This is a genomic window from Kitasatospora sp. NPDC023118 (assembly GCF_055560875.1).
Genome location: NZ_JBVHHW010000014.1, coordinates 41,190 through 63,506, shown reverse-complemented (window position 1 = coordinate 63,506; position 22,317 = coordinate 41,190). Strand labels below are relative to the sequence as shown.

Here is a 22,317-nt window from a genome sequence, read left to right as displayed (position 1 = left end):
CAGGCGGGTTCAAGCCCCCGGCCCGACCTCCCGCGCCGTGGCGGTGACCGCGCCGAGCACGTCGTCGAGGACCGCCCGGGCCACCGGCCGGTCCACCCGCTGCCCGTCGAAGCGCAGGCCGATGAGCAGGCGGTCGCGGAATTCGGCGCACCGCAGGTGCAGGGCGTGGATGTCCGTGACGGCGATCCGGCGCAGTTCGTGGGCATCGGCGGTGACCCGCAGCGGGCCGGTGTCCCGGGAGCCCGCGTAGTCGCCCTCGAACCGGCGCAGGTTCACGTAGACGTCGCGGCCGACCGGGGCGCCGTGCCGCGCCTCGGCCTCCCGCGTCACCGCCGTGATCTCCTCGGCGGTCAGCCGCTGGTGCTTCAGCGCGTTGAGCAGCTGGGCGCGGACCCGGCCGCGCACCGCGTCGGGGTCGCCGGCCGCGTCGACGACGGTGAGCGGGCAGGAGGCGGCGAACATCCCGACGACGTCCCGGTCGCGGGACGGCCGGGAGTCCATGGAGGTCCACAGCCCCACCTCGGCCCGGCCGGTGCGGCGCGCCAGCGCGTGGACGAAGGTGCCGACCGTCCACTGGAGCAGGCTGAGGCGGCGCTCCTCGCAGGCGCGACGCAACGCCACGGTGGTCCGGGCGTCCAGCTCGGCCTGGAGCCTCCCGCCCTCGGCGGGCGTGGCGCCCTCCGGGCGGGCCCACAGGGTGCGGGCCAGGAACCCGAGGCGCTCGCGCCAGTCGGCCAGGGCCCGCTCGCGCTGGGCCGGGGCGGTTCCGGCCCGCTGCCGGGCGGCGGCCTCCGCGAACGACGGAGCGCTGTCCGGTACGGCGTCGCCGCGCCGCAGGGCCTCGTAGTCGCGCCAGACCTCGTGGGCGAACAGGTGGTGCGCGCGTCCGTCGAAGACGAGGTTCTGGAAGGTCGCGAGCAGCGCGTGGCGACCGGTGTCGTACCGCAGCAGCCGGATGGTGAAGGGCCGCTGTTCGCCGTACCGCCAGGGGGTGACGCAGTCGCGCGAGAGCAGGGCCGAGGCGTAGCGGGCGAACTGTTCGGGCGAGGCGGCGCCGACCTTCTGGCACTCGACGACCTGTTCCGCCGCGCCGATGGGCCGGATCCACTGCTCGGGGTGCGGCCCCGGCTCCGGGGCCAGCTGCATCTGCAGGGCGTCGTGCCGGGTCACGAAGGCACGGACGGCCGCCTGCAGCGCGTCGGTGTCGAGGTCGCCGAGGATCTCGAAGGAGAGCCGGACGTTCTTGTGCGCCCAGGAGTCGGTGCGGGTCTTGGTGTGGAACCAGTCCTGCTCGTAGGTGAGCGGCACGGGGGTGCCGGGAGCCGGCCGGGTGGGGCTCAGGTCAGGCACAGGTACTCCTCGCCGGTCTCCTTGAGGGCGGCGGGCGGGCCGGCCTCGACGATCCGGCCGTCGCGCATCACGATGACCTGGTCGGCGTCGTCCAGCACGGTGAGGCGGTGGGCGATGACGACGACGGTGATCCCGGCGGCCAGCAGGTCGCGCATGATGGCCTCCTCCAGCGCCGGGTCCAGGGCGCTGGTCGCCTCGTCGAGGATGACGAGCTTGGGCTGCTTGGCCAGCGCCCGGGCGAGGACGATCCGCTGCCGCTGGCCGCCCGACATCCCGTGCCCGCCGGGGGCGACGAGGGTGTCGTAGCCCATCGGCATGGCCCTGATCTCCTCGTGGATGTGGGCGAGTTGGACGGCGTTCTTGAGGTCGGCCTCACTGATGTCCTCGCTGCCGAGGAGGATGTTGTCGCGGATCGAGCCGCCGAAGAGGTGGGCGTTCTGGTTGACGTAGCCGATGCGGCGCCGGTAGGTCGGGCGGTCGAGCTCGTCGAGGCGCATGCCGTCGACCGTGATCGTGCCGCCGGTGGGGAGGTAGAGCCCGGCCAGCAGCATGCCCAGGGTGGACTTGCCGGATCCCGAGCGGCCGACGACGGCCACGAACTGCCCCGGCCGGACGTCGAGTTCGACCTCGCTGAGGGTGGGCCTGGGGGCGCCGGGGTAGCGGAAGGAGACGCCTTCCGCGGTGATCCGGCCCGGTTCGGCGACGCCCGTTCCGGCGAGGGCGCCGCGCGGTTCGGGGGCCGCGCGCAGGACGTCGTCGAGCCGGGCGAGGGTGGGCCGGACGGCGGCAAGCTGGGACCCGGCGTCGAACATCCCCTGCATCGGGATGAACAGGGCGATCGTCAGCGTCATGAAGCCCATGGCCTCGCCCAGCGAGTCGCGGCCGGTCAGCACCAGCCAGATCCCCGCGAGCAGGACGGTCAGGGGCGCGCCGAACTGCACCGTGCGGCTGAGGGAGGAGAAGAGGGCGAGGTTGCGGCGGGCGCCCAGGCGCTTGTTGACCTCGTGGACCAGGGTGTGCGACCAGCGTTCCGCCGCCCGGCCCTCCAGGCCGCTGGACTTCAGCGAGGAGATGCTCTCCAGCATCTCGACGAGTTCCTCCTGCGCCTTGGTCTGACGCTCCAGGACCTCCTGGCTCAGCTCCGTCTGCCGGCGCCAGGTGACCGCGAGGATGCCGCCCTGGACGGCGACGAGGGCGGCGACGAGCGCGGCCATCGGGGGGGTGGTCAGGGCGATCGCGACCAGGTACGCGACGACCAGCACGCTGTCGAGCGCGGCGGAGACCGCGGTGACGCTCAGCACTTGGATGAGGACGTTGCTCGCCCGGGCCCGCATGGCCAGGTCACCGGGGTTGCGCACGGTGAAGAAGTCGTAGGGCAGGTCCGCCAGGTGACCGACGATCCCCAGGGTGAGCCGCTTCTCGATCACGGCCTGGCGCTTGGCCACCAGGACCGACCTGACCAGCTGGAGGACGAAGAAGAGGACGGCGAGCCCGGCGAGCAGCGCCCCGGCGCCCCACAGCGTGGCGGTGGAGCCGTCCGGCACCACCCGCTCGACCAGGATCCCCGCGGTGAGCGGCAGTGCGAGCTCGAAGGCCATCAGGGCGGCGGACACCGCCAGCAGGAGGCCCAGTTCGCGCCGGCCCGGCAGGAACTGGCGCAGCCGGCTCCACGGGCTGCCGGTCCCGGTGCCGCGGGTGGCCGTGGACGCGCCCTCCAGCGGCGGGTCGAACTCCAGCGCCACACCGGTGAAGGACTCCGCGACGGCCGCCCGGCTGAGCCGGCGCCGTCCGTACGCGGGGTCGACGACGTCCACGTACTCCTTGCCGGCGCCCTCCAGGACGACGAAGTGGCTGAAGTTCCAGAACAGGATCGCGCCGGGCCGCAGTCGCCGCAGGGCGTCCAGGTCGGCGCGCACCCCCCGGCCCTTGACGCCGTACTCGCGGGCGATCTCCAGCAGGGTTCGGGCCGACGCGCCGTTGCGGCCGGAGTCGGCCCGGGCGCGGATCGCGTCGAGGGACACGTCGACGCCGTGGTGCCGGAGCACGGTCACCAGGGCGGCCGGGCCGCAGTCGCTGACCTGCGTCTGGAAGCAGACGGGCAGCCGCTTGGCGCCGCGGCCGGCGAGCCGCTCGCGGACGGCCGCCGTCCGCTCGGTGAATCCCCTGGTCCGAGGCGGGGCGGGGGTGTGCCCGAGCACCGGCCCGAGGCCGTCGCGCCTGCGGTGGTGTTCGAGCGCCTCGGGCCGGAAGCGCGATTCACCGGTCATCGATCCCGATCCCTTTCCTTGCCGTCACCGGCGTGCGCCGAGAGGAACTCCCGGCACACGCCGGCACTGGTGCGTCCCGGGGCGGGACACGGGTGCGGTGGACTCAGGTCCGCCGCGGTGGGCCGGACGGGGTCACCGCCCGGCCGGGGGACACCGTCGTCAGATGACGCAGTGCGCGGCGATGGAGAACTGGCCGCCCACGATGTCGTCCAGCTCCTCGTCGGACAGCTCGGTGATGTCGACGTCGTCGAAGTTGTTCATGACGTTTCCTTTCGGCAAGGGCTTCCTCGCGACCGCAGACCGGGTTCCGCCGCGGTTACGGCGATTTCCTCGAGGTCCTCGGAAAAGGGCCGCCGGGGACCGGTGGCCGGCCGAGGGCCGCAACAGCACCAGGTCAGGTGGCGAGAGGAAGCACGGAATGGATGGTGCTTCACATTCCCGGTCGGGCTGACCGGATGTCAAAACCATAGAACCGCCGGAGCCGGACGGGCAAGGCCCGGGCGGCGATTTCTCGGAAATTGAACGGCGCCCTGGATTCTCCTGGATTCGGACATGCGAAATCGGCCGGAGGTGCCGGCCGGGAATTTCGGAATTCCCGGCCGGCAGCGCCGACCACGCAAAAGGCTATTCGTCTGCGGAGGTGTTTTTCCGGCTCAGCGGTGGCAGACGGCGAAATGCGCCGTGAGCACGTACGGCAGGGTGCCGTCGGGGGCGCGCAGCGGCGCCAGGGCGTTCTCGGCGGCGGCGCGCGCGGCCGGCAGGCGATCGGGCGGGACGCTCTCCCAGAAGGCCCGCGCGGCGGTGGACCAGGTCCACTCCCACCAGTGCTCCGGGTCCCGGAACGTCGCCTCCAGGCGTTCCTCGTACAGCTCGACGGAGGCGAAACCCGCTTCAAGGGCGAGTTTGCGGACGAGTTCCGGGGTCTGCGGGGGGCTCTGTCCCGCGACGACCGTCTCGATCTCCTCCGGCGTGCCCGGGCCGAAGGGCCGGGTCGCCTCGACCACCCGGTACCAGCCGGACGCCTCCGGGCCCCACCAGGAGACCGCCAACCGCCCGCCGGGCCGCAGCACCGACCGGAAGCCGCGGAAGGCCCGGTCGGGCCGGCGGAGGAAGGAGAGCAGCATGCCCGCGGTGACGGCGTCGAAGCCGTCGGCCGGCGGGCGCAGGGCCGCGCGGGGCGGCTCCTCGGCGTCGGCGACGTACGTGCGCAGCCAGTGCAGTCGGTGCTCGGCGGACCGCTGTCGCACGCGCTCGATCATCGCCGGCGAGACGTCGATGCCGGTCGCGCTGCCCCGGGGGCCGACGGCACGAGCGGCGGGGAAGAGGATCGCGCCGGTGCCGCACCCGGCATCCAGGACGTGCTCGCCCTCGGCGATCCGGGCGTGCGCCACCAGGAGCCGGCCCGCGGCGGGGAGGAGGTCGATGCCCACGCGGTCATAGGTGGCCGCGGCGCGGTCGAAGAGCCCCGCGATGCCGTCGCCCTCGTGGTGCGTCGCCTCGGCGGGCGCGCCCCGGGAGGCCTCGGGCGGGGCTGGAGTGGTGCTGGGCATGGGGGTGACTCCTTCCCGCGGGCCCGAGGGGCCCGGGGTCGACGTTCCGTGCGGTCGGTGCCGGTGCCGACCGGTGGCAGTACCGGCGACGGATGCGGTGCCGGCGGGTGGCGGTGCCGGCGGACAGATGCGGTGCCGGCTAGTGGATGCGGACGCGAAGCCCGAGGATGCGGTCGGCGCCCAGGGGCGCGGCCCGCTCGAAGGTGGCGGGGTCGTGGCTCACCCGGAGCCGTTCCGCCGCGATCACCCGGGTCAGGGCGTCGGTGGCGCCGCGCGCCAGGGGGGCGCCGACGCAGTAGTGGGAGCCGGCGCTGAAGGCCAGCGAGCGGGCCTCGTGGGCACCCGGCCGCCAGGCGAGGGGCTCGGGGAAGACCGTGGCGTCGAGGTTCGCGGCCGCGAGGATCAGCATGACCCGCTGCCCGGCGGCGACCTGGTGGCCGGCGATCTCCATGTCCTGGACGGCGTACCGGGGAGCGAACCGGAACGGGCAGCTGATCCGGAGCGCCTCCTCGGTGAACTCCCCTTGCGCGGAGGCGGATTCGGCCTCCGGGCCGGCGATGGCCGCCATCCGCTCGCCGCCCCGCATGACCACTTCGGTCAGGACGGCGGTGAGCGGTTCGAGGGTTCCGGTCACGATCTGGGCGGTCACGGCCACCGCGACGTCGTGCCCCAGCCCGGGGTCGGCGGCGATGTCCCGCAGGACCACGGCGAGTTCGCCCTCGGCCCGGTCCAGGAGGTGCTCGCGCACCTCGGCGCGAAGCCGGTCCAGCGAGGCGTTCGCCGCGCGCGCCAGGTCGTCGTCCGTGTAGGACCTGGGCTTGGCCAGATAGGCCATCAGCCCGTCCGTCGCCTCCGCCAGGTCCGTCATGCGGTCGGTGGTCGTGCCGAACAGCCGGGCCAGCACGGCCAGGAGGTACGGACGGCAGAACCCGCCGATCCAGTCACACTCCCCGCCCTTGTCCCTCAGGCCGGTCAGCAGCTCCCGGCAGTCGTCCTCCAGCCGGGCGACCAGCGAGCTGACGTTGCGCCGGTCGAGGGCCGGGCGGATGCGGGAGCGGAGGTCCTGGTGGTAGGCGCCGTCGCTGAACACCGGCCACAGGGTGACGAAGTCCCGCACCGGCCGGTGCAGGGCGATCTGCTCCTCGGACAGACCGGTGCCGGCCAGCGGGTCGCGCAGGGTGGCGCTGGTCAGCCCCGGGTGCGTCAGGAGTTCCCGGACCAGCTCGTAGCCGGTCACGAACAGCGCTCCGGTGCGCGGGTCCTTCATGGCCGGGACGGTCGCCATGGCCCGCAGGGCCTCGCGGGGGTCCGTCGCGGAGTAGTCGCCGTAGAGCAGCTCGGCGAGTTCTGGGCTGGTCATCGTGGTCTCCTTCACGGCGCGCCCGGTCCGTCCGGGCGTACGGCCCGTCCGGTGCGCGAGGATTCGTACAGGGCGAGCGTCAGGGCGAGTGAGCGGCGCGCCTCCTCCCCGCTCACCAGCGGGGGGCGTCCGTTCTCCACGGCGTCGCAGAAGTCGGCCAGTTGGTCGCGGTGCGGGGTGCCGGGCATGCCCGTGGGGTCGCGCTCCCCGTCATCGCGCAGCGGGAGGCCGGCGCTCTGGTCGCCGGCTCCGTACGCGCCGTACGCGTCCCCGGTCTCGCCGTCCGGGCGGGTGTGGAACCAGGCCATCCGGTCGTCGTCGAGGACGGCGGAGCCGCGGTCGCCGTGGACCGTCAGCCGCGCGGTGCGCCCGGGGTAGGCGGCCGTCGTCGCCAGGACGGTGGCGAGCGCGCCGTTCGCGAAGCGGATCACCGCCGCCGCGGTGTCCTCCACGTCGATGCCCCGGTGGGCCACCAGCGCCGTACGGGCCGTCACCTCGACCGCCTCGCCCATCACCCACTGGAGCAGGTCAAGGGTGTGGATGCCCTGGTTCATGAGCGCCCCGCCGCCGTCGAGGCGGACCGTTCCGCGCCACTGCCCGGAGTCGTAGTAGCCCTGCGAGCGCCACCACGGGACCTCGGCGTGCGCGGAGGTGAGGGTGCCGAGGGCCCCCTGGCGGACGGAGTCGTACAGGTACCTGGCAGCGGGGTCGAACCGGTGCTGGAGGACGACCCCGAGGGTGCGCCCGGTGGACCTGGCCGCCCCGAGCAGCCGGTCGGCCGCGGCCAGGCTCACTTCGAGGGGCTTCTCCACCAGGACGTGCTTGCCCGCCCGCAGGGCGGCCTCCCCGATCTCGGCGTGCAGGCCGCTGGGCACGCAGACGCACACCGCGTCCAGGTCCGGCCGGGCGAGCAGGTCCCGCGCCGTCGCGTGCCAGGCGCAGCCGTGCTCGGCCGCCAGGGCGCGGGCCCGCTCCGGGCTCCGGCCCGCGACGGCCACCAGGGCGGCCCGGCCCGACAGCCGGGCGAGGGTCCGGGCGTGGACCCCGCCGATCACTCCGGCTCCGATGATGCCGAATCTGAGCATCGTGTCCTTCCTACCGATCGTGCTGATGAGAGGCGCTCAGGCGGGCAGGCCGGCCGGCTCGGCCCGGGCCCCGGCGAACGGGTCCTCACCGAGCAGTGCCGCGGTGAGCTCGTCCCGGTGCGCCTCGGTCCACCGCGCGTCGCGTTCGACGCCGTCGGCGGCGCCCGACTCCACCAGCCGGACGAAGCCGGGCTCGCCCTCCGCCGCCCGCCGCCGGATCAGCTCCAGCGTGAAGCGGATCCGGGCCGCGGCGAGCCCGGCCAGGGCCGCGCGCCGCGCCGGCGCCAGCCCGTACCCGTCGACCAGCAGCCGGAAGCGGTGCCCGCGATCCGGCGGGGTCGGCCAGCCGAGCGCCGCGCAGCCGCGGTCGTCGGTCAGGGGCGCGAACTGCCAGGCGGCCTGGGCCAGATCCCACTCCGGGCTCTCGCGGCCCGCGGCCTCCCAGTCGATGAAGGCGACCGGGCGACCGTCCGCGAAGACGGTGTTGCGCGGCGCGATGTCGTTGTGGCACACGACCGTCTCCGGGCCCGAGGTGGCGGGCGGGTGCGCCCAGTGGGCGGGCTCCGGTGAGAACCCCTCGGCCGCCTCGTGCATCCGTCGCATCAGGCATCCCACCGCGAACACCGCGGCGTCCGGCAGTTCCGCCACCTCCGGGCCCTGCGGAACGTGGCCCTCGACATACTCGAGGACTTCCCGCCCCTGCGCGTCGAAGCCGAACGCCCGCGGGGCACCGCCGAAGCCGACGCGCTCGAAGTGGTTCAGCAGCCCGTGGACCGCCGGGGTCCACGGGCCCGGCGGGCGGCGCACCGTGTCGCCGACGCGTACCACCGTCGATATGCCGACGTGCTCCTCCCCGTCCTTCACGACTCCCGTTCCCCTCGTGCCGTCCCGCCCTCACCCGTGCCGCTCACGCGGAGGCACCCGCCAGAGCCCGCGCGCCCGTGGGCTCCACGCCCAACTCGGCCAGCACGCGCATCTGGTGGTGGATCTGGCGCGCCCCGGTGTCGATGTCGGTGTGCACCCGGGGTGCCAGGGCGAGGCGTTCCATGCACTTCTCCACCCGCAGGTTGTCCCGGCGGCTGCGCTCGGGCATCAGCCAGTGGTCGAACTGGTGCTGCCACAGCAGCAGCACCGCGTCGTCGTTGCGCTCGCGGATGTCGTCGAGCGCGGCCAGCTGCAGTTCCCGGGCGTCGTCGCTGTTCATCCCGATGTGCGACCACCAGGTGTGGGTGTCGTCCGGGTCCTCGACCTCGATGCGCAGGCGTTCCCGGTCCTGCCACAGCGGCATGGTCTCGTCGGAGATCGAGAAGAAGTTGAGCATGAAGTGGCCGGCGTACTCCTGGACGAGGAAGTCGCGGGTCTCGCCGAAGAGTTCGGGCGTCTCGCCCGGGTAGCCGATCATGAAGAAGACCACGTAGCCCAGTTCGCTGTCGCGCAGCGCGTGGAAGGCCCGCCGGTTCTGCTTCGCCGAGACCCGCTTGCTCATCAGCTTGAGGACCTCGTCGCTCATCGCCTCGAAGCCGATGTGGAGCTTGTAGCAGTGCGCCTCCAGCAGCGCGTCCACCAGCGCCGGGGAATCGACGGTGTTGGCGCGGCTGAAGCCCTCCCAGCGCACCCCCGCCGCCGGCAGGATCTCCATCAGCCGGCGCAGGCGGGTGGGCGGGACGGTGAAGGTGGAGTCCATCGCGGAGATCATCTGCGCGCCGTTGTCGGCGGCGTAGGACATCCAGTCGTCCCGGATCTTCTCCGCGGACTTGTAGCGCCACTTGGGCGAGGCCGCCGGGAACGAGCAGAACTTGCAGTCGAAGGGGCAGCCGCGCATCGACTCGTACGGGACGATCGGGAACCGGCCCTTGAGCCGCGGTGAGGGCAGAGCCTCGAAGTCCAGGTACTCCAGCGGGTTCACCCGGATCCGCCCGCCGTCGCGCCACACGGCGCCGGGGACCCCCGCCAGGGTGCGGTTCGCACCCACGGCCTTCAGCACGGCGGGCAGGGCCTGCTCGCCGTCGCCACGCACCACCGCGGTCACGCCGGGGAACTCCGCCATCACCTGCTGGAACTTCAGGTTGGTGTACTGGCCGCCGCAGACCACGGGGACCGAGGGCAGCCGCTCGGCGATCCAGTCGATCACCTTGGCGAAGATCGCCTTGCTCCACATGTAGGTGGTCGACAGCAGGACGACGTCGAAGTCGCCGGGCGGCAGGACCGCCTGGCCCGACCACACCCCGGCCAGGTCCACCCGCGCGTAGTCCTGGTCCGCCTCCTGGAGGATCGCCTCCAGCGCGAAGGTGGTCAGGTGGGGGACGGAGGTGGTCCGCGGGCGGCACAGGGTCCGCCGCTCGCCGTCGGCGGTGTAGGTGAAGTCGGTGAAGTCCAGGTCCGCGTGGCCCCCGCGTTCGAGCATGGCGCGGGTGCGGTCGTCCCGCCCCGTGCCGCTCGCGTCGAACAGCGATCCCCGCAGGTAGTTGAGGTTGACGTAGCTCGGTCCCAGACCGCACATCAGCAGCGCGCGCACAGGCTGTCCTTCTCCTCGGCATCAAGAACGGGAACGGCGGGCACGGGGACGACCCGTCCGGCGCCGGTGGGCATCGCGGCGGCCGGCCGCGGCCCGGCGGGCCTCACCCGGCCGCCATGGCGTTGCCCAGGTAGTTGGGCAGGGCGGTCAGTCGGTCCCACTGGGCGTCCAGGTCCGTCGGGTACGCCTCCCGGTAGCGCCGGGTGACCTCGGCGACCTCGGCCCACGAGGCGGGCGTGCGCCCGTCGTTGTAGCGGGGGGCGAGCTTGTCGTACAGCGTCGTCCCCGGGCGCAGGACGAGCTGGTTGAGCCCGAAGTCCACGGGCAGCGAGGCCGCCCAGTCCACCAACTCGCCACTGGCGCAGGCCGGATCGTCGGGCAGTCCGAGCAGGATGAAGGCGAAGGGCTTGATCCCGGCGTCCGCCAGCCGGTGGACGGCTTCGGCCACCTTCTGCGGCGGCACCTTCTTGCCGACGCCGGTGTCGGCGACCCCGGGGGACTCCGCGCCCAGCCACATGCCCCGGCAGCCGGCCTCCGCCCAGCGCCGGACGTCGGTGCGCAGCACCACCTCCGCGCGGGTCTGCCCGGTCCACTCGAGGCCGGAGCCGGTCAGGCCGTCGCACAGCTCGTCGTAGAACGTCCGGTGCAGCCCGAAGACGTAGTCCAGGAAGAAGACCGACTCGGTGCCGCGCGCCTGGAGGGCGGCGGTCTCGGCCAGCGTCTGCGCGACCGGCCGGTCCCGCATCCGGGCGCCGAACGGCAGGTGGCAGAAGGAGCATCCGTAGCTGCAGCCGCGCACGCCCATCACCAGCCCGCACGCCGCCCGGCGGGTCCGCCCGTCGACCACGACCTCGGCCGTGTAGGCCAGCGGGTCCGTCAACTCGTAGGCCGGTAGCGGCCATTGGTCGACCGGCAGGTCCGGGTAGCTGCCGGCCGCGGGCAGCACGGGGGTGAGCGCGCGGCGGTGCAGCACGTCGCGCACCGCCTGGACGGCGGCCGAGTCGGCCTCGCCGCGGGCGACGAAGTCCACGCCCAGTTCGCGCCGGCAGGCCTGCGGCAGGTGGGTGGCGTGCGGCCCGCAGGCGAGCACGGGCACCCCGGGCCACCGCTCGCGCACCGCGGCCACCGCGTCCTTCACCGGGCCGAGGTCCAGGGGGTAGCACTGGGCCCGGTCGGCGACGGCGGTCACCACGACCACCAGATCGGGGGTGTCCCCGCCGGGGGGCAGCTGCTGGAGCCTGCGGTCCCACAGGCTCACCGCCACCCCGTCCTGCTTCAGGACGGCCGCGGCGTTGAGCACGTCCAACGGCTGCTGGAGGAAGTGGCGTTCGAACTCGTCCTCGGGGACGACGAAACAGACCTGGGTCATGCGGACTCCTGTCGGGGCGAGAAGACGGACTCGGCCGTGCGGCCGGGCGGACGGCCCGCGCGGGACGGGCGCCCGGCCCGGTCGGCACCGACCAGGGCCGCCTCGGCGCCACGCGGCCACACCACGCCGATCAGGGCGGCGATCCGGTGCAGCGTGCGCAGGTCGGGCGGCGGGCAGGTGGCGGCCGACAGGGACGCGAGCATGCCGCTCCAGGCGTTCCTGAGGAGCGGGTCGACGACCTCCAGCCGGCGCTCCCCGGCCGAGGTCCGCACGGTGATCCGGTGCACGTCCCGGCGGACCTGCTCGCGCGCGGGGCCGCCGAGCGGTTCCAGCTCAGCGGTGAAGTGGGCCGACGCGGTCTCCACCCGGACCAGTCGCTGCCGCTCCCCGATCGCGGTGGGGAAGTCACGCGTCCAGGCCGGACGGGGAAGCACCGCCTCGGCGCCCTCGCCCGCCACGGTGGAGAACAGCTCCACCTCCACGCCGCGCACCGAGGTCCGCTCGTGCGCGGCGGCCAGCAGGAGACCGGGGTCGTGCGCCACCCGCAGCGAGCCCGGCGCCACGGGACCGCGCAGGTAGGCGTCGTAGCCGGGCGCGGGCAGGAAGTGCCCGAGCGCCGCGAGCATGTGGAGCCACTCGTAACCGAAGACGCCGTGGTCGCGGTCCACGAAGCGGCCCCGGGCGACGTCGGGTCGGCGGTCCTTGGCGAACACGACGCGCAGCGCCCGGACGGGTTCGCCCGGTGCCTCGCGGGCGACCAGCCGGGCCATCGCGGACAGCGCGGCGGCGTACCGGTACTGGTCCATCACCACGACCCGGGCCGCCGGCAGCGCGGCGAGCAGGTCGGTGAACTCGGCGAGCTCCGCGGCGCGGCAGGCGGGCTTCTCCACCACGACGCGGGCCGCGGCGTCCCGGGCCAGCACCGAGGCCACCACCGGCAGGTGGGTGTGCGTCGGGGTGCACACCACCCAGACGTCGACGTCACGGACGTCGGGGACCTGTCCGATGCTCCGCCACCAGGACACCGGCGGGGCGGGGAGCCGGGACGGATCCGGGTCCAGCACGCTGACCTTCAGCCCCATCCGGGTGAGGACCTCGACGTGCAGCCGCCCCACGCTGCCGTACCCGACGACGCAGGCGTGTCCCCGGCCGGTCACGGGCGGTCCTCCCCCGCCACCGCCGGGTGCGGGGCGGTCCAGGTGCGGACGGAGGCCTCCTCCGAGAGGTACGTGTCGTAGTACGTCTCGAACAGGCCGGCCGCCCGGACGGCCTCGTCGACCTCGCTCACGTGCACGCCCGGTGCGAGCTCGTCGGCCCGGCGGCACAGCTCCCGCACGGCGATCAGCGTGCCGGCCCGGTACGCGTCGTAGCCGGAGTTCGGGATGCCCTCGTAGTCGAAGAGGTTGAGCGAGCGGCCGTCGCCCAGGAGCGTGGCCCGGCCGCCGCCGGGGAGGCGGTAGCGGACGCCGATCCCGGTCAGGGTGGACTCGGGGGCGCCCGCACCCCCGGTGCTCAGGAGACTGAAGTCCTTGGTGGCGAAGCCGGCCAGCAGCACCCCGTCGGGCAGCAGCGGCAGTTCCTCCGGGCCGAGCAGCGCCTCGCCCGTACTGCCCGTCACCAGGAAGGGCGTGCAGCGCCGCAGCGCGGCGGCGAGGGTCGGCTCGGTCTCGAAGCCCTGCTCGGCGGCCTGGATCAGGGCCAGGGTGTCCTGGTCCACGACGGTGACCCGGCAGCCCAGGGAGCGCAGTCGGCGCGCGAGCCGGGAGCCCAGGGTGCCGAAGCCCACGGCGACGACGCGGCGGCCGATGAACTTCTGCCCCGGCACCAGCTCGCGCAGCCGCCGCAGGCAGGAGTCGGCGATCTCCTCGTACGACAGCAGGCTCTTGAGCTGGGAGCGGGCGACGTTGAAGACCGGGATGGCGGGGAGCGGTCCGGCCCCGATCCGCTTGAGCCCGCTGACCGTGAGCTCGACCACGGCGTCCACCGGCTCGGTCACCAGCCGGGACGGTCCCGTGCCGCGGGCGAGCAGCCCGCCGTCGTCGATGACCAGCACGCGACGGCCGGCGCGGTGGGCGGCGGCGATGAAACGGTCGACGTCGGCGGCGACCAGACGCGCGGCGGCGACCTCCTGGCCGGGGGCGGTGCCGTCGATGACGGAGTTGTCCAGCAGGGCGCTGCGGTAGCCGCGGGCGCGGAACCAGGCGTGCACCCGGTGCCGGCCCGCCGTGCGGTCGCCCTTGGCCAGGGCGTAGATCCATTCGCGCGGGATGCCCGCCCGCTCCGCCGCGAGGAGGAAGCCGACGCTGTTCTCCACGTAGTGGTCGCGGAAGACCAGCGCCCAGTCGTCGATCCGCGGTCCGCGGTCCGCGTAGTGACGCAGCAGCGGCATCGAGGCCCACAGGGCGGCGGTCTCCTCGTGGGTGAGCCGGTCGGCGCGCTCCCGTACCGCCGCGACGATCTCCCGCACCGGTTCGGGCAGCGGAGCGCCCGCGGGCGCGTCGGTCAGCACGGCGGTCCGCCAGAGCGCGGGCTCCGGTACGACGGGATCCAGGGTGCGGTGCCGGGCCGGCGCGGCCGGTGCCAGGTCCAGGTGGACGCGCCGGCCCGCGACCCGGATGCCGATCGCGCGGGGCAGGCCGTCCGGGCCGTCGACCGTGTGCCATGCCGCCGCCGGGAACTGCGGGCCGAGAGCCTCGGAGACGGCATCGCGCACGTCGGCGGGCGGGACCGGGCCAGTGACGGTCTCGATCAGCCGCAGGCCGGTGAACGCGGCGGCGACGTCGGGGCTTTCGGCTTCGAGCTCGGTGGTCACCGCGTCACCCCCCGGCGGGCGGCGGACGTTCGCGGACGGTCCCACGAAGCACTCGGTGGCAGAACAGGCAAAGCCGTCTCCTTGAATGGGCATGACAGATCGCGCACCCTGGCGCTCGGATTCCGCACGGGGAGGCGATGTGATCGTGAGTGGGCGGTGCGGCCCGATGCCCCGGGGGTGACATCGGGCGACCGGTCGGCCGGCGGCCGGGCAAACGGACGGGTTCGCGCGGGCGGGTCTCGGGAGGGGATACCGCGCCGACGAGCGGACAGCGGCCGGCCGGGGGCTCAACGCCTCGTCAACGGGCGGAGTAAGGATCGCCGGCTGCCGCTCGCGCGATCACGCTCTCGCCGGCCCGCCGGGCCCGGACCCTCGGCGAGAGGGGGTCACTACATGCGGACGCGGCCGTCGCACCCGTCGGAGCCCGGGATCTTGTAGCAGTCGCCCCAGGAGGTGTTGAGGAGGTTGTAGACGGCGCCCTGCGGCTGGGCCGGGGCGGGCGGTGCCGACTCGGCGGCGACGGCAAGCGGTGCCGTTTCAGTGGCGACGGCGGGCGCCGCCAGGACACCCAGGGCGGTCAGGGCCATGACGGCGCCGGCGGCCGTACGGAGAAGAGGCTTCAAAGCGAGGTCCTTCATGTCACAGGTGGAACAGGAACGAACGGCAGGCCTCCACCAGGTGGTGCTGTCGCTGCCGTCGTCTGGATTGTTTCCCGCACACCTCGTCCCGACCAGGCACGATGCCCGTCATTAAAGTGACAGGACATTTGGAGACAGGGGGAGGAAGTGCTCAAACCGGAGATGATGGACATATCTGGTGCGACACGGATGGAGAAACTGCTGCCATCCGGACAAAGCACACAAGACAGTGAATGCCCTCCGCTTCGCCGCAGCTTGGGAGTTTCCGAGCAAAACGGCGCGGTGGACTGGCAGGTCTACGACCACGTCCGTGCCCACGGCCGCCTGGATCCCGGCGGGATCGCCCGGGCACTCGGCATCGGCGTGCACGAGGCCAGCGCGGCACTGGCCCGGCTGGCCGAACGACACCTGGTCCTCTTCGACCCGGCCGACCCGCAGCAGAGCCGCGCGCTGTCCCCACAGACCGCCCTGGCGGACCTCGCCGCCGAGGTCGAGGCCCGCATCGACGCCGAGACCACGGCCCACCAGCAGCGCCTGGCCGCCCTGCGCGCCGACATCCAGCGCTTCACCCGTTTTACCCAGGCCCAGACCGACGTCCCCGACGGCGACCCGGAGGCGGTCACGGTGCTGCCCGACAAGGCGGCGGTCCACGCGCTGCTGGAGGAGGAGGCCGCCCGCTGCCGACACGAGGTCATCGCCTGCCAGCCCGGCGACGTCTCCCGCAACCCGGCGAACCTGGAGCCGGCCCTCGCCCGCGACCGCGCCCTCCTCGAACGCGGTATCCGGATGCGCACCCTGCAGCAGCACTCGGTCCGCTTCCACGGCCCCACCCAGGTCTACGTCGCCGCCGCCACCGCCCTGGGCGGCGAGTACCGGACCGCGCACGAGCTCTTCGGCCGTCTCATCGTCTTCGACGACACCGTGGCGTTCCTGCCCACCGACAGCACCAGTTGGGGCGCCGTCGTCGTCCGGGAGCCCCACCTCATCGCCTACCTGCGCGGCATCTTCGAACAGACCTGGACCCACGCCACGGTCTTCAGCGACCCCACGGCCCCCGGCGCCGAAGGCCTGGAACAGGCCGCCCGCGACATCGACGCCACCCTGCTGAGACTGCTCGCCTCCGGCCTCAAGGACGAGACGATCGCCCGCCGCCTGGGCATGTCCCTGCGCACCGTCCGACGCCGCGTCGCCGACATCCTCGAACGCTTCGGCGCCGAGAGCCGCTTCCAGGCCGCCGTGATCGCCACCCGCGCCGGCCTGCTCGACACCCCCGAGGACGAACCCTCCCCCGACTGACGCCCCGCCCGGCACACCGGGGCCGCCTGACGGCGCGTGGGCCGACCCGGCGGGCCAGGACACCTGGCCCGCCGGGTGGGTGCGCACGAGCACCGGCCGGCGCCCTGGCCGCCGTCCGCACGTCGCCCCGCCGAGCCGCGGCGAGTGAACTGCCGACCGGGCCTGCCATCTCCATGGTCCCGATAGCGACGCCGGGCGCGGACGGATCAGCAGCGGGGCCGGTCATGAGGCACCCCGTCTTCGAGGGCAAGGTCATCCGGCGTGGGGCCGGTCCCGGACCCCGGCCCAGGAGCACACCCTGCGTGCCAGCCGAGCCGTCATGGTCTCCTCAGCCACCTTCCGTCGAGATTGAAAGAGTCAATGGCTGTTTCGAAGTTGACGGACCATTCGCCGAAGAGGACGCCGCGCAGAAAGAGTCTGACGTCCTGCGTGGAAAGCCCGATTGTCGGTTCGGCGGCCGAGAACGTTCTGAGGTTCGCATCTGTTTCCCGCGTAGGAATTCCACTCAGCGACACCGGGCTTGTGATGATCACGGAATCGAGGTGCTGAATGGGATTCGAGGTCAGAACATGGTCGACATCAAGCGTCAGAAAGTCGAAGTCCGCGACAAAGGCTGAGGAATCGAAGAGACGGAATGTGAAGCTCGCCTGAGGATTTCCAAGGCCATCGTCCCCGTTGGCCTCCAGGTGGATGGGAACGAGTCCCGTTGTGTCTTGACCGGGTTGGGAGGTCATGGGGTTTCTCCCTTCGGGTGCCCCCGCTCGCTCAACGGTCAACCCTCGAAGCATTATCTGCCGCGCGGAGCAGGACTGCCAGCGCGAAATGCCCCTACGGAATGGATCGCACCGAGAGCTCAGCACCGCCAGCAGGGCGAACGGCGAGGTGTGCAGCACGCCGAGAACCTTGACGTCCACAACGCCCAGGCCCAGGGCCAGCGCCCCCGCGTACCGGTCGCCGTCGTGCTTGAGGTAGCCGGCGCCCTTGGCCGGGACCGTCAGGACGGCCTTGGTGACGTCGGCGGGGGCGGTCAGGGTGACGGTGATCCCGTCGTGCACCTCGACGCCGGTGGCGACCGGGACCGCGCCCACGGTGAGCCCGAGCTGGAGGTCTGCGGGCAGCGCCGAGGACAGCAGCTGGACGTGGGTGGCATCCACCCGGAGGGCGCCGGGCACCTCCAGATGCCAGTTTGGGGCGGCCTGCGCGATCGCCTGGGCGAGGACCGTGGCCAGCGCCGGCAGGAGCTGGCCGGCCTGGTCGGCGCCGAGCGCGGTCAGCCGCCCGAGCAGTGCCTCGGGGGTCAGGTCGCCGAGCGCGGCCTTCAGGGCCTCCCGCCGCTGCTCGTCGGAGCCGAGGCCGGCGAGGGTGCCGAAGACGCCCGTCAGGACCTGCCTCAGCCCGGTGGCCAGCTCGACCACGGAGTCGGTCACGGGCGGTACCCCCTCGGGCGGCGTCGGGATCGCGGGTGCCGTTGCACACCCCGCCGTTCACGGGTGGGCCCCCGCGGCCGGACGTCGGCGGTACCGGCCCCCGGGGGACCGCCCCGCCCGCCGCACCGTCCACGCACCCGACACGCCGACCCGACACACCGCCAGATCACCCCGACGGCCGACCCCGGTCCCACCGTTCGGCCGTTGAGCCCCGCCCCGCGGGTTCAGGCCGTCGGCAGCGGCTGCGGGGCGGACGGGCCGGTGTAGCGGGCGGACGGGCGGATGATCTTGGAGTCGGCGGCCTGTTCCAGGATGTTGGCGCTCCAGCCGATCGCGCGGGCCGCGGCGAAGGTGGGGGTGAACATCTCCCTGGGCAGACCGCACAGGTGCATCACCACGCCGGCGTAGAACTCCACGTTGGTGTGGAGTTCGCGGCCCGGCTTCAGTTCGGCCAGGATCGCCTCGACCCGGGCCTCCACCTGGACGGCGAGCTCGACCAGCTCACCGCCGAAGGACTCGGCGACCCCGCGCAGCATCCGGGAGCGCGGATCCTCGGTGCGGTAGACGGCGTGGCCGAAGCCCATAATGCGGTCGCCGGCCAGCACGTGCTCGCGGATCCAGCCGTCGATCCGCTCCGGGGTGCCGATCGCGTCCAGGGTGTCCAGCGCCCGGCTCGGCGCGCCGCCGTGCAGCGGCCCGGAGAGCGCGCCCAGCCCGCCGACCAGGCAGGCCACCAGGTCGGCTCCGGTGGAGGCGATCACCCGGGCGGTGAAGGTGGAGGCGTTGAAGCCGTGGTCCACCGTGGAGATCAGGTACTGCTCGACCGCGCGGGCCTTGGCCGGCTCGGGCTCCTCGCCGGTCAGCATGTAGAGGTAGTTGGCCGCGTAGCCCAGGTCGTCGCGCGGTTCGATCGGCTGCTCGCCGTGCTGCAGCCGGTGCAGCGCGGTCAGGATGGTGGGCACCAGCGCGGTGGCGAACAGCGCGTCCTCGACCCGCTGGTCGGGCGCGGTGTCGTAGAGCGGCCGGATGCCGCGGTCGGCGGCGGCGATCGAGAGCGCGGCACCCAGGGCGGTGAGCGGACCGCCGTGCGCGGTGCTCGCCGCCAGCGCGGGCAGCAGCGGGCGCAGCGCGTCGGGCAGTCGGCGCAGCGGTGCGGTGCGGGCCAGGAAGGCGGCGCGGCGGGCCGGGTCGGGCAGCTCGCCGAGCAGCATCAGGTGCCAGACGTCTTCCAGGGTGCGCTGCTCGGCGAGGTCGATCGCCGAGTACTGGCGGTAGCGGTAGAAGCCCTCCAGCCCGCGGACGTCGCTGAGTTCGGTCTCGGTGACCACGACGCCCTTGAGGCCGCGCGGGACCTCGATCTCGGTGGTGCTCGGCATGGCGGTAGCCCTCCTCCTGGATGTTCCGGATGATGCTCTGTACTCTCCGAGCATTGATCCACATTGTCAATGTTGATTGAAATCAATGTGGAATACTGTGGATCACCATTGAGGCGCGGCACGAGAAGCAGGACGAAGACGGGACGAGGGCAGACCATGGCCGAACGCTTGACCACCCAGCAGGTCGCCGAGCAGCTCGGCGTCAAGGTGGAGACGGTGTACGCCTACGCCAGCCGGGGCCAGCTGAGCAGCGAGCGGGCCCCCGGCGGCAAGGGCAGCACCTTCGACGCCCGCGAGGTGGCCGAGCTGGCCGCCCGCGGCCGCCGCACCCCGGTGCGTCCGCCCACCGGCGAACCGTCGGCCGGCGAACCGTGGGCCGGCCGACCGGTCACGGTGCGGACCGACCTGACCCTGATCGAGAACGGCAGGCTCTACTACCGCGGCCGGGACGCCGTCGAGCTCGCCGCCCGGCACGGCTTCGAGGCCGCGATCGGCTGGCTCTGGGGGCTGGGCACCGACGCCCCGGTGGCGCTGCGGGTGCCGCCCGCCACCGCCGAGGCGCTGGCCCGGGCCGCCGCCGCGCTGCCCGACGGGATCCGGCTGCCCGACCGGCTGCGGATCTCGGCCACCGTCGCCGCCGCGCTCGACCCGCTCCGCTTCGACCTGCGCGAGCAGACCGTGCTGGCGGCCGGGGCGGCACTGATCGCCGGGATGGTGGAGGCGCTGCCGCGCACCGCGCCCGACCCCGGGCCCGACGCCTCACTGGCGGCGCGGCTGTGGAGCCGACTCGCCTCCGCCGCGCCGGCGCCCGAGGCGCTGGCCTGTCTGGACCGCGCCCTGGTGCTGCTGATGGACCACGAGCTGGCGGTGTCCACGGTGGCGGCCCGGGTGGCGGCCTCGGCGCGGGCCCATCCGTACGCGGTGGTCTCCGCCGGGCTCGGCGCCACCGACGGCCCGCTGCACGGGGCGGCCAGCCCGCTGGCGCACCGGCTGCTCGGCGAGGTGCTGGCCGGCGGCGCCGTGCCGGTGGTCTCCGACTACCTGCGCACCGGCCGGCCGATCCCGGGCCTCGGCCACCGGCTCTATCCGGAGGGCGACCCCCGGGCGGTGGCGCTGCTCGACGCGGTGGGCCGGCTCGACGGCGGTGCGGCCGTGGTGGCGGCGGTCGCCGAGGTGGAGGCGGCGGCGGGCCCGGCCGGGCGGCCGGCGCTGCGGGCCAACATCGACCTGGCGCTGGCCGCCATGGCGCTGGCCGCCGGACTGCCGGCGGAGGCCGGCGAGGTGGTCTTCGCGGTGGCCCGCACCCCCGGCTGGCTGGCCCACGCGGTGGAGGAGTACCGCGAGGAACCGCTGCGGATGCGGGCCCGGGGCAGCTACACCGGGCCGCGCCCGTCGGAAGGTCCGGAACATCCGGAACATCCGGAACGTCCCGTCCCGGGCTTGTCGTAGCACGGCGTTCCGGCCGCCGCGCGTGCCAGCTGCTTGCTGACCCGCGCGGCGGCCGGAACGTCCTCCGTCATCGCCTCGGTCGGCGCGTCCATCGCCTCGGTCGGCGTGTCAGACGGTCGGCTACCGGACGGAACCCGACTTGGAGGTGAGAAGGGCCGTGATCTCGTCGGCGAGGTGCGGGCCGAGCTCGCCCCAGCCGTCCTTGTAGCCGTAGACGCCGGCCAGGGTGCGGGCCTCGTAGTCGCCGTTCATGATCTCGATGTCGTTGGCCGTGATGAGTGCCGGGTGGGCGACGCCGACGGCCGCCGAGACCTTCATCAGCTCCTTGCGCAGGGTGCGCAGGTAGACGGCGGCCCGGGTGGCCTTCGAGGCCGGGTCCAGGCCGCGGGCCAGCCACGCGTTCTGGGTCGCGATGCCGGTGGGGCACTTGTCGGTGTGGCACTTCTGCGCCTGGATGCAGCCGATCGACAGCATCGCCTCACGAGCCACGTTGATCATGTCGGCACCGAGGGCGAAGGCGACCGCGGCGTTCTCGGGCAGGCCGAGCTTGCCGGAGCCGATGAAGGTCAGGTCGTCGGTCAGCCCCAGCTCGGCGAAGGTGCCGTAGACCCGGGAGAAGCCCATCCGGAACGGCAGCGACACCGAGTCGGCGAACATCCGCGGCGCCGCCCCGGTGCCGCCCTCGCCGCCGTCGATGGTCACGAAGTCGACCCCGCGGTCACCACGCGCCATCAGGGTGGCCAGCTCCTGCCAGAAGCCCATCTCCCCCACCGCGCTCTTGACCCCGACCGGCACACCGGTCTCGGTGGCGAGCAACTCGACGAAGTCGAGCATCGAGTCGACGTCGCTGAACGCGGTGTGCCGCGACGGGGAGGCGCAGTCCTTGCCGACCGGGATGCCGCGGATCCCGGCGATCTCCGGGGTCACCTTCGGGCCCGGCAGCATCCCGCCCAACCCGGGCTTGGCGCCCTGGGAGAGCTTGATCTCTATCGCCTTGACCGGGGCACTGGCGACGACGTCCTTGAGCTTGTCGAGGTTGAAGCTGCCGTCCTCGTTGCGGCAGCCGAAGTACGCCGTCCCGAGCTGGAGGACGAGGTCACCGCCGTTGCGGTGGTAGGGCGAGAGGCCGCCCTCGCCCGTGTTGTGCATCGCGCCCGCCAGCGCCGCCCCCTTGTTGAGCGCCGTGACGGCCGCGCCGGAGAGCGATCCGAAGCTCATCGCCGAGATGTTCACCACGCTCGCCGGCCGGAACGCCTTGGCGCGCCCGCGCGGCCCGCCCAGCACCTTGGCCGAGGGCAGCGGAGCCTGCGGGTCGTGCGCGTCGGGCAGTGCGCCGGCGAAGGTGCGCTGCTTCAGGTAGGCGTGCCCCTGGACGTGCTCGACGTCGACTTCGGTGCCGAACCCGAAGTAGTTGTTCTCCTCCTTCGCCGACGCGTAGATCCAGGTGCGCTGGTCGCGGCTGAAGGGGCGCTCCTCCTCGTTGGAGGTCACGATGTACTGCCGCAGCTCCGGCCCGATCGTCTCCAGCAGGTACCGGGCGTGCCCGAGCACCGGGAAGTTCCGGAGCAGCGCGTGCCTCTTCTGGATGAGGTCGCGGGCTGCCAGAAGCGCCACCGCAGTTGCGGCGGCCGCGCCGATCTTCCGGGCTTGCATGGACGTTCCTCCTCGATGCACGACTCCGTCGCCGTACGGTGGAGTCGTTGTGCCGTGTTGGGCGTTGGACGGCGGGCGCACGGCCGATCGGGCATCAGCGTCCGTCGAAGAATGCGAAATGATGTTAGGAGGCCGGGCAAACGGGCCTTCGGCCAGGGGTCCGGTCCGGG

The 22,317-nt window shown here is 73.4% G+C and carries 16 protein-coding genes; 2 read left to right on the top strand and 14 right to left on the bottom strand.

All coding sequences use genetic code 11. The annotated features are described in order from the left end of the window. Positions 1 to 9: 9 nt before the first annotated feature. From ACZ3UD_RS19730 to ACZ3UD_RS19680, 11 genes are all read right to left on the bottom strand, one after another. Positions 10 to 1,350 carry a condensation domain-containing protein gene (locus ACZ3UD_RS19730; RefSeq protein ID WP_465588876.1) on the bottom strand — a complete coding sequence of 447 codons (1,341 nt, stop codon included), beginning with the start codon at positions 1,348 to 1,350 and terminating at the stop codon, positions 10 to 12. Next, the gene (locus ACZ3UD_RS19725) at positions 1,338 to 3,617 is read right to left on the bottom strand and encodes a peptidase domain-containing ABC transporter (protein WP_465588874.1); all 2,280 of its coding nucleotides are present in this window, start codon (positions 3,615 to 3,617) and stop codon (positions 1,338 to 1,340) included. Before ACZ3UD_RS19725 ends, ACZ3UD_RS19730 begins: the two co-directional genes overlap by 13 nt. Positions 3,618 to 4,270: 653 nt before the next feature. Next, the gene (locus ACZ3UD_RS19720; RefSeq protein ID WP_465588872.1) at positions 4,271 to 5,167 is read right to left on the bottom strand and encodes a class I SAM-dependent methyltransferase; all 897 of its coding nucleotides are present in this window, start codon (positions 5,165 to 5,167) and stop codon (positions 4,271 to 4,273) included. 139 nt (positions 5,168 to 5,306) lie between these two features. Further along, positions 5,307 to 6,527, bottom strand: coding sequence for a cytochrome P450 (locus ACZ3UD_RS19715; protein ID WP_465588871.1), 1,221 nt, complete (start codon positions 6,525 to 6,527; stop codon positions 5,307 to 5,309). A gap of 11 nt (positions 6,528 to 6,538) precedes the next feature. Then, entirely contained in the window at positions 6,539 to 7,612 is a 1,074-nt protein-coding gene (locus ACZ3UD_RS19710; RefSeq protein WP_465588868.1) for a Gfo/Idh/MocA family protein, read from the bottom strand. A 36-nt stretch (positions 7,613 to 7,648) separates the two neighbouring features. After that, on the bottom strand, positions 7,649 to 8,476 hold the full coding sequence (locus ACZ3UD_RS19705; protein WP_465588865.1) for a phosphotransferase: 828 nt from the start codon (positions 8,474 to 8,476) through the stop codon (positions 7,649 to 7,651). Positions 8,477 to 8,519: 43 nt separating this feature from the next. Further along, positions 8,520 to 10,127 carry a B12-binding domain-containing radical SAM protein gene (locus tag ACZ3UD_RS19700; RefSeq protein ID WP_465588862.1) on the bottom strand — a complete coding sequence of 536 codons (1,608 nt, stop codon included), beginning with the start codon at positions 10,125 to 10,127 and terminating at the stop codon, positions 8,520 to 8,522. Between the two features lie 103 nt (positions 10,128 to 10,230). After that, the gene (locus ACZ3UD_RS19695; RefSeq protein WP_465588859.1) at positions 10,231 to 11,496 is read right to left on the bottom strand and encodes a B12-binding domain-containing radical SAM protein; all 1,266 of its coding nucleotides are present in this window, start codon (positions 11,494 to 11,496) and stop codon (positions 10,231 to 10,233) included. Beyond that, entirely contained in the window at positions 11,493 to 12,653 is a 1,161-nt protein-coding gene (locus ACZ3UD_RS19690; protein ID WP_465588856.1) for a Gfo/Idh/MocA family oxidoreductase, read from the bottom strand. The genes ACZ3UD_RS19695 and ACZ3UD_RS19690 overlap by 4 nt, the downstream gene beginning before the upstream one ends. Continuing rightward, positions 12,650 to 14,308 carry a Rossmann-fold NAD(P)-binding domain-containing protein gene (locus ACZ3UD_RS19685; protein ID WP_465588853.1) on the bottom strand — a complete coding sequence of 553 codons (1,659 nt, stop codon included), beginning with the start codon at positions 14,306 to 14,308 and terminating at the stop codon, positions 12,650 to 12,652. Before ACZ3UD_RS19685 ends, ACZ3UD_RS19690 begins: the two co-directional genes overlap by 4 nt. 389 nt (positions 14,309 to 14,697) lie before the next feature. Further along, a complete protein-coding gene (locus ACZ3UD_RS19680; protein WP_465588850.1) occupies positions 14,698 to 14,931 on the bottom strand; it encodes a hypothetical protein in 234 nt (77 codons plus the stop codon). 297 nt (positions 14,932 to 15,228) lie between these two features. On the opposite strand from ACZ3UD_RS19680, the gene ACZ3UD_RS19675 reads away from it, so the two are divergent. Beyond that, on the top strand, positions 15,229 to 16,242 hold the full coding sequence (locus ACZ3UD_RS19675) for a helix-turn-helix transcriptional regulator (RefSeq protein WP_465588847.1): 1,014 nt from the start codon (positions 15,229 to 15,231) through the stop codon (positions 16,240 to 16,242). A 317-nt stretch (positions 16,243 to 16,559) separates the two neighbouring features. Here the strand turns inward: ACZ3UD_RS19675 and ACZ3UD_RS19670 are convergent, their stop codons facing one another. Both ACZ3UD_RS19670 and ACZ3UD_RS19665 read right to left on the bottom strand, forming a co-directional pair. Beyond that, positions 16,560 to 17,669, bottom strand: coding sequence for a hypothetical protein (locus ACZ3UD_RS19670; RefSeq protein WP_465588844.1), 1,110 nt, complete (start codon positions 17,667 to 17,669; stop codon positions 16,560 to 16,562). Positions 17,670 to 17,893: 224 nt separating this feature from the next. After that, positions 17,894 to 19,045: a citrate/2-methylcitrate synthase gene (locus tag ACZ3UD_RS19665; RefSeq protein WP_465588841.1), complete on the bottom strand. Its 1,152-nt coding sequence runs from the start codon at positions 19,043 to 19,045 to the stop codon at positions 17,894 to 17,896. 156 nt (positions 19,046 to 19,201) lie between these two features. Here ACZ3UD_RS19665 and ACZ3UD_RS19660 point away from each other — a divergent pair, with 156 nt between their 5' ends. After that, positions 19,202 to 20,494, top strand: coding sequence for a citrate synthase (locus ACZ3UD_RS19660; RefSeq protein WP_465588838.1), 1,293 nt, complete (start codon positions 19,202 to 19,204; stop codon positions 20,492 to 20,494). A gap of 120 nt (positions 20,495 to 20,614) precedes the next feature. Here the strand turns inward: ACZ3UD_RS19660 and ACZ3UD_RS19655 are convergent, their stop codons facing one another. Then, positions 20,615 to 22,147, bottom strand: a complete 1,533-nt coding sequence (locus tag ACZ3UD_RS19655) for an FMN-binding glutamate synthase family protein (protein ID WP_465588836.1) — start codon at positions 22,145 to 22,147, stop codon at positions 20,615 to 20,617. Positions 22,148 to 22,317 lie beyond the last annotated feature (170 nt).

Coding starts and splice junctions, on each gene's coding strand:
- ACZ3UD_RS19725 (WP_465588874.1), bottom strand. CDS start 3,617: ATGACCGGTGAATCGCGCTTCCGGCCCGAGGCGCTCGAACACCACCGC.
- ACZ3UD_RS19720 (WP_465588872.1), bottom strand. CDS start 5,167: ATGCCCAGCACCACTCCAGCCCCGCCCGAGGCCTCCCGGGGCGCGCCC.
- ACZ3UD_RS19715 (WP_465588871.1), bottom strand. CDS start 6,527: ATGACCAGCCCAGAACTCGCCGAGCTGCTCTACGGCGACTACTCCGCG.
- ACZ3UD_RS19710 (WP_465588868.1), bottom strand. CDS start 7,612: ATGCTCAGATTCGGCATCATCGGAGCCGGAGTGATCGGCGGGGTCCAC.
- ACZ3UD_RS19695 (WP_465588859.1), bottom strand. CDS start 11,496: ATGACCCAGGTCTGTTTCGTCGTCCCCGAGGACGAGTTCGAACGCCAC.
- ACZ3UD_RS19665 (WP_465588841.1), bottom strand. CDS start 19,045: ATGCCGAGCACCACCGAGATCGAGGTCCCGCGCGGCCTCAAGGGCGTC.
- ACZ3UD_RS19660 (WP_465588838.1), top strand. CDS start 19,202: ATGGCCGAACGCTTGACCACCCAGCAGGTCGCCGAGCAGCTCGGCGTC.
- ACZ3UD_RS19655 (WP_465588836.1), bottom strand. CDS start 22,147: ATGCAAGCCCGGAAGATCGGCGCGGCCGCCGCAACTGCGGTGGCGCTT.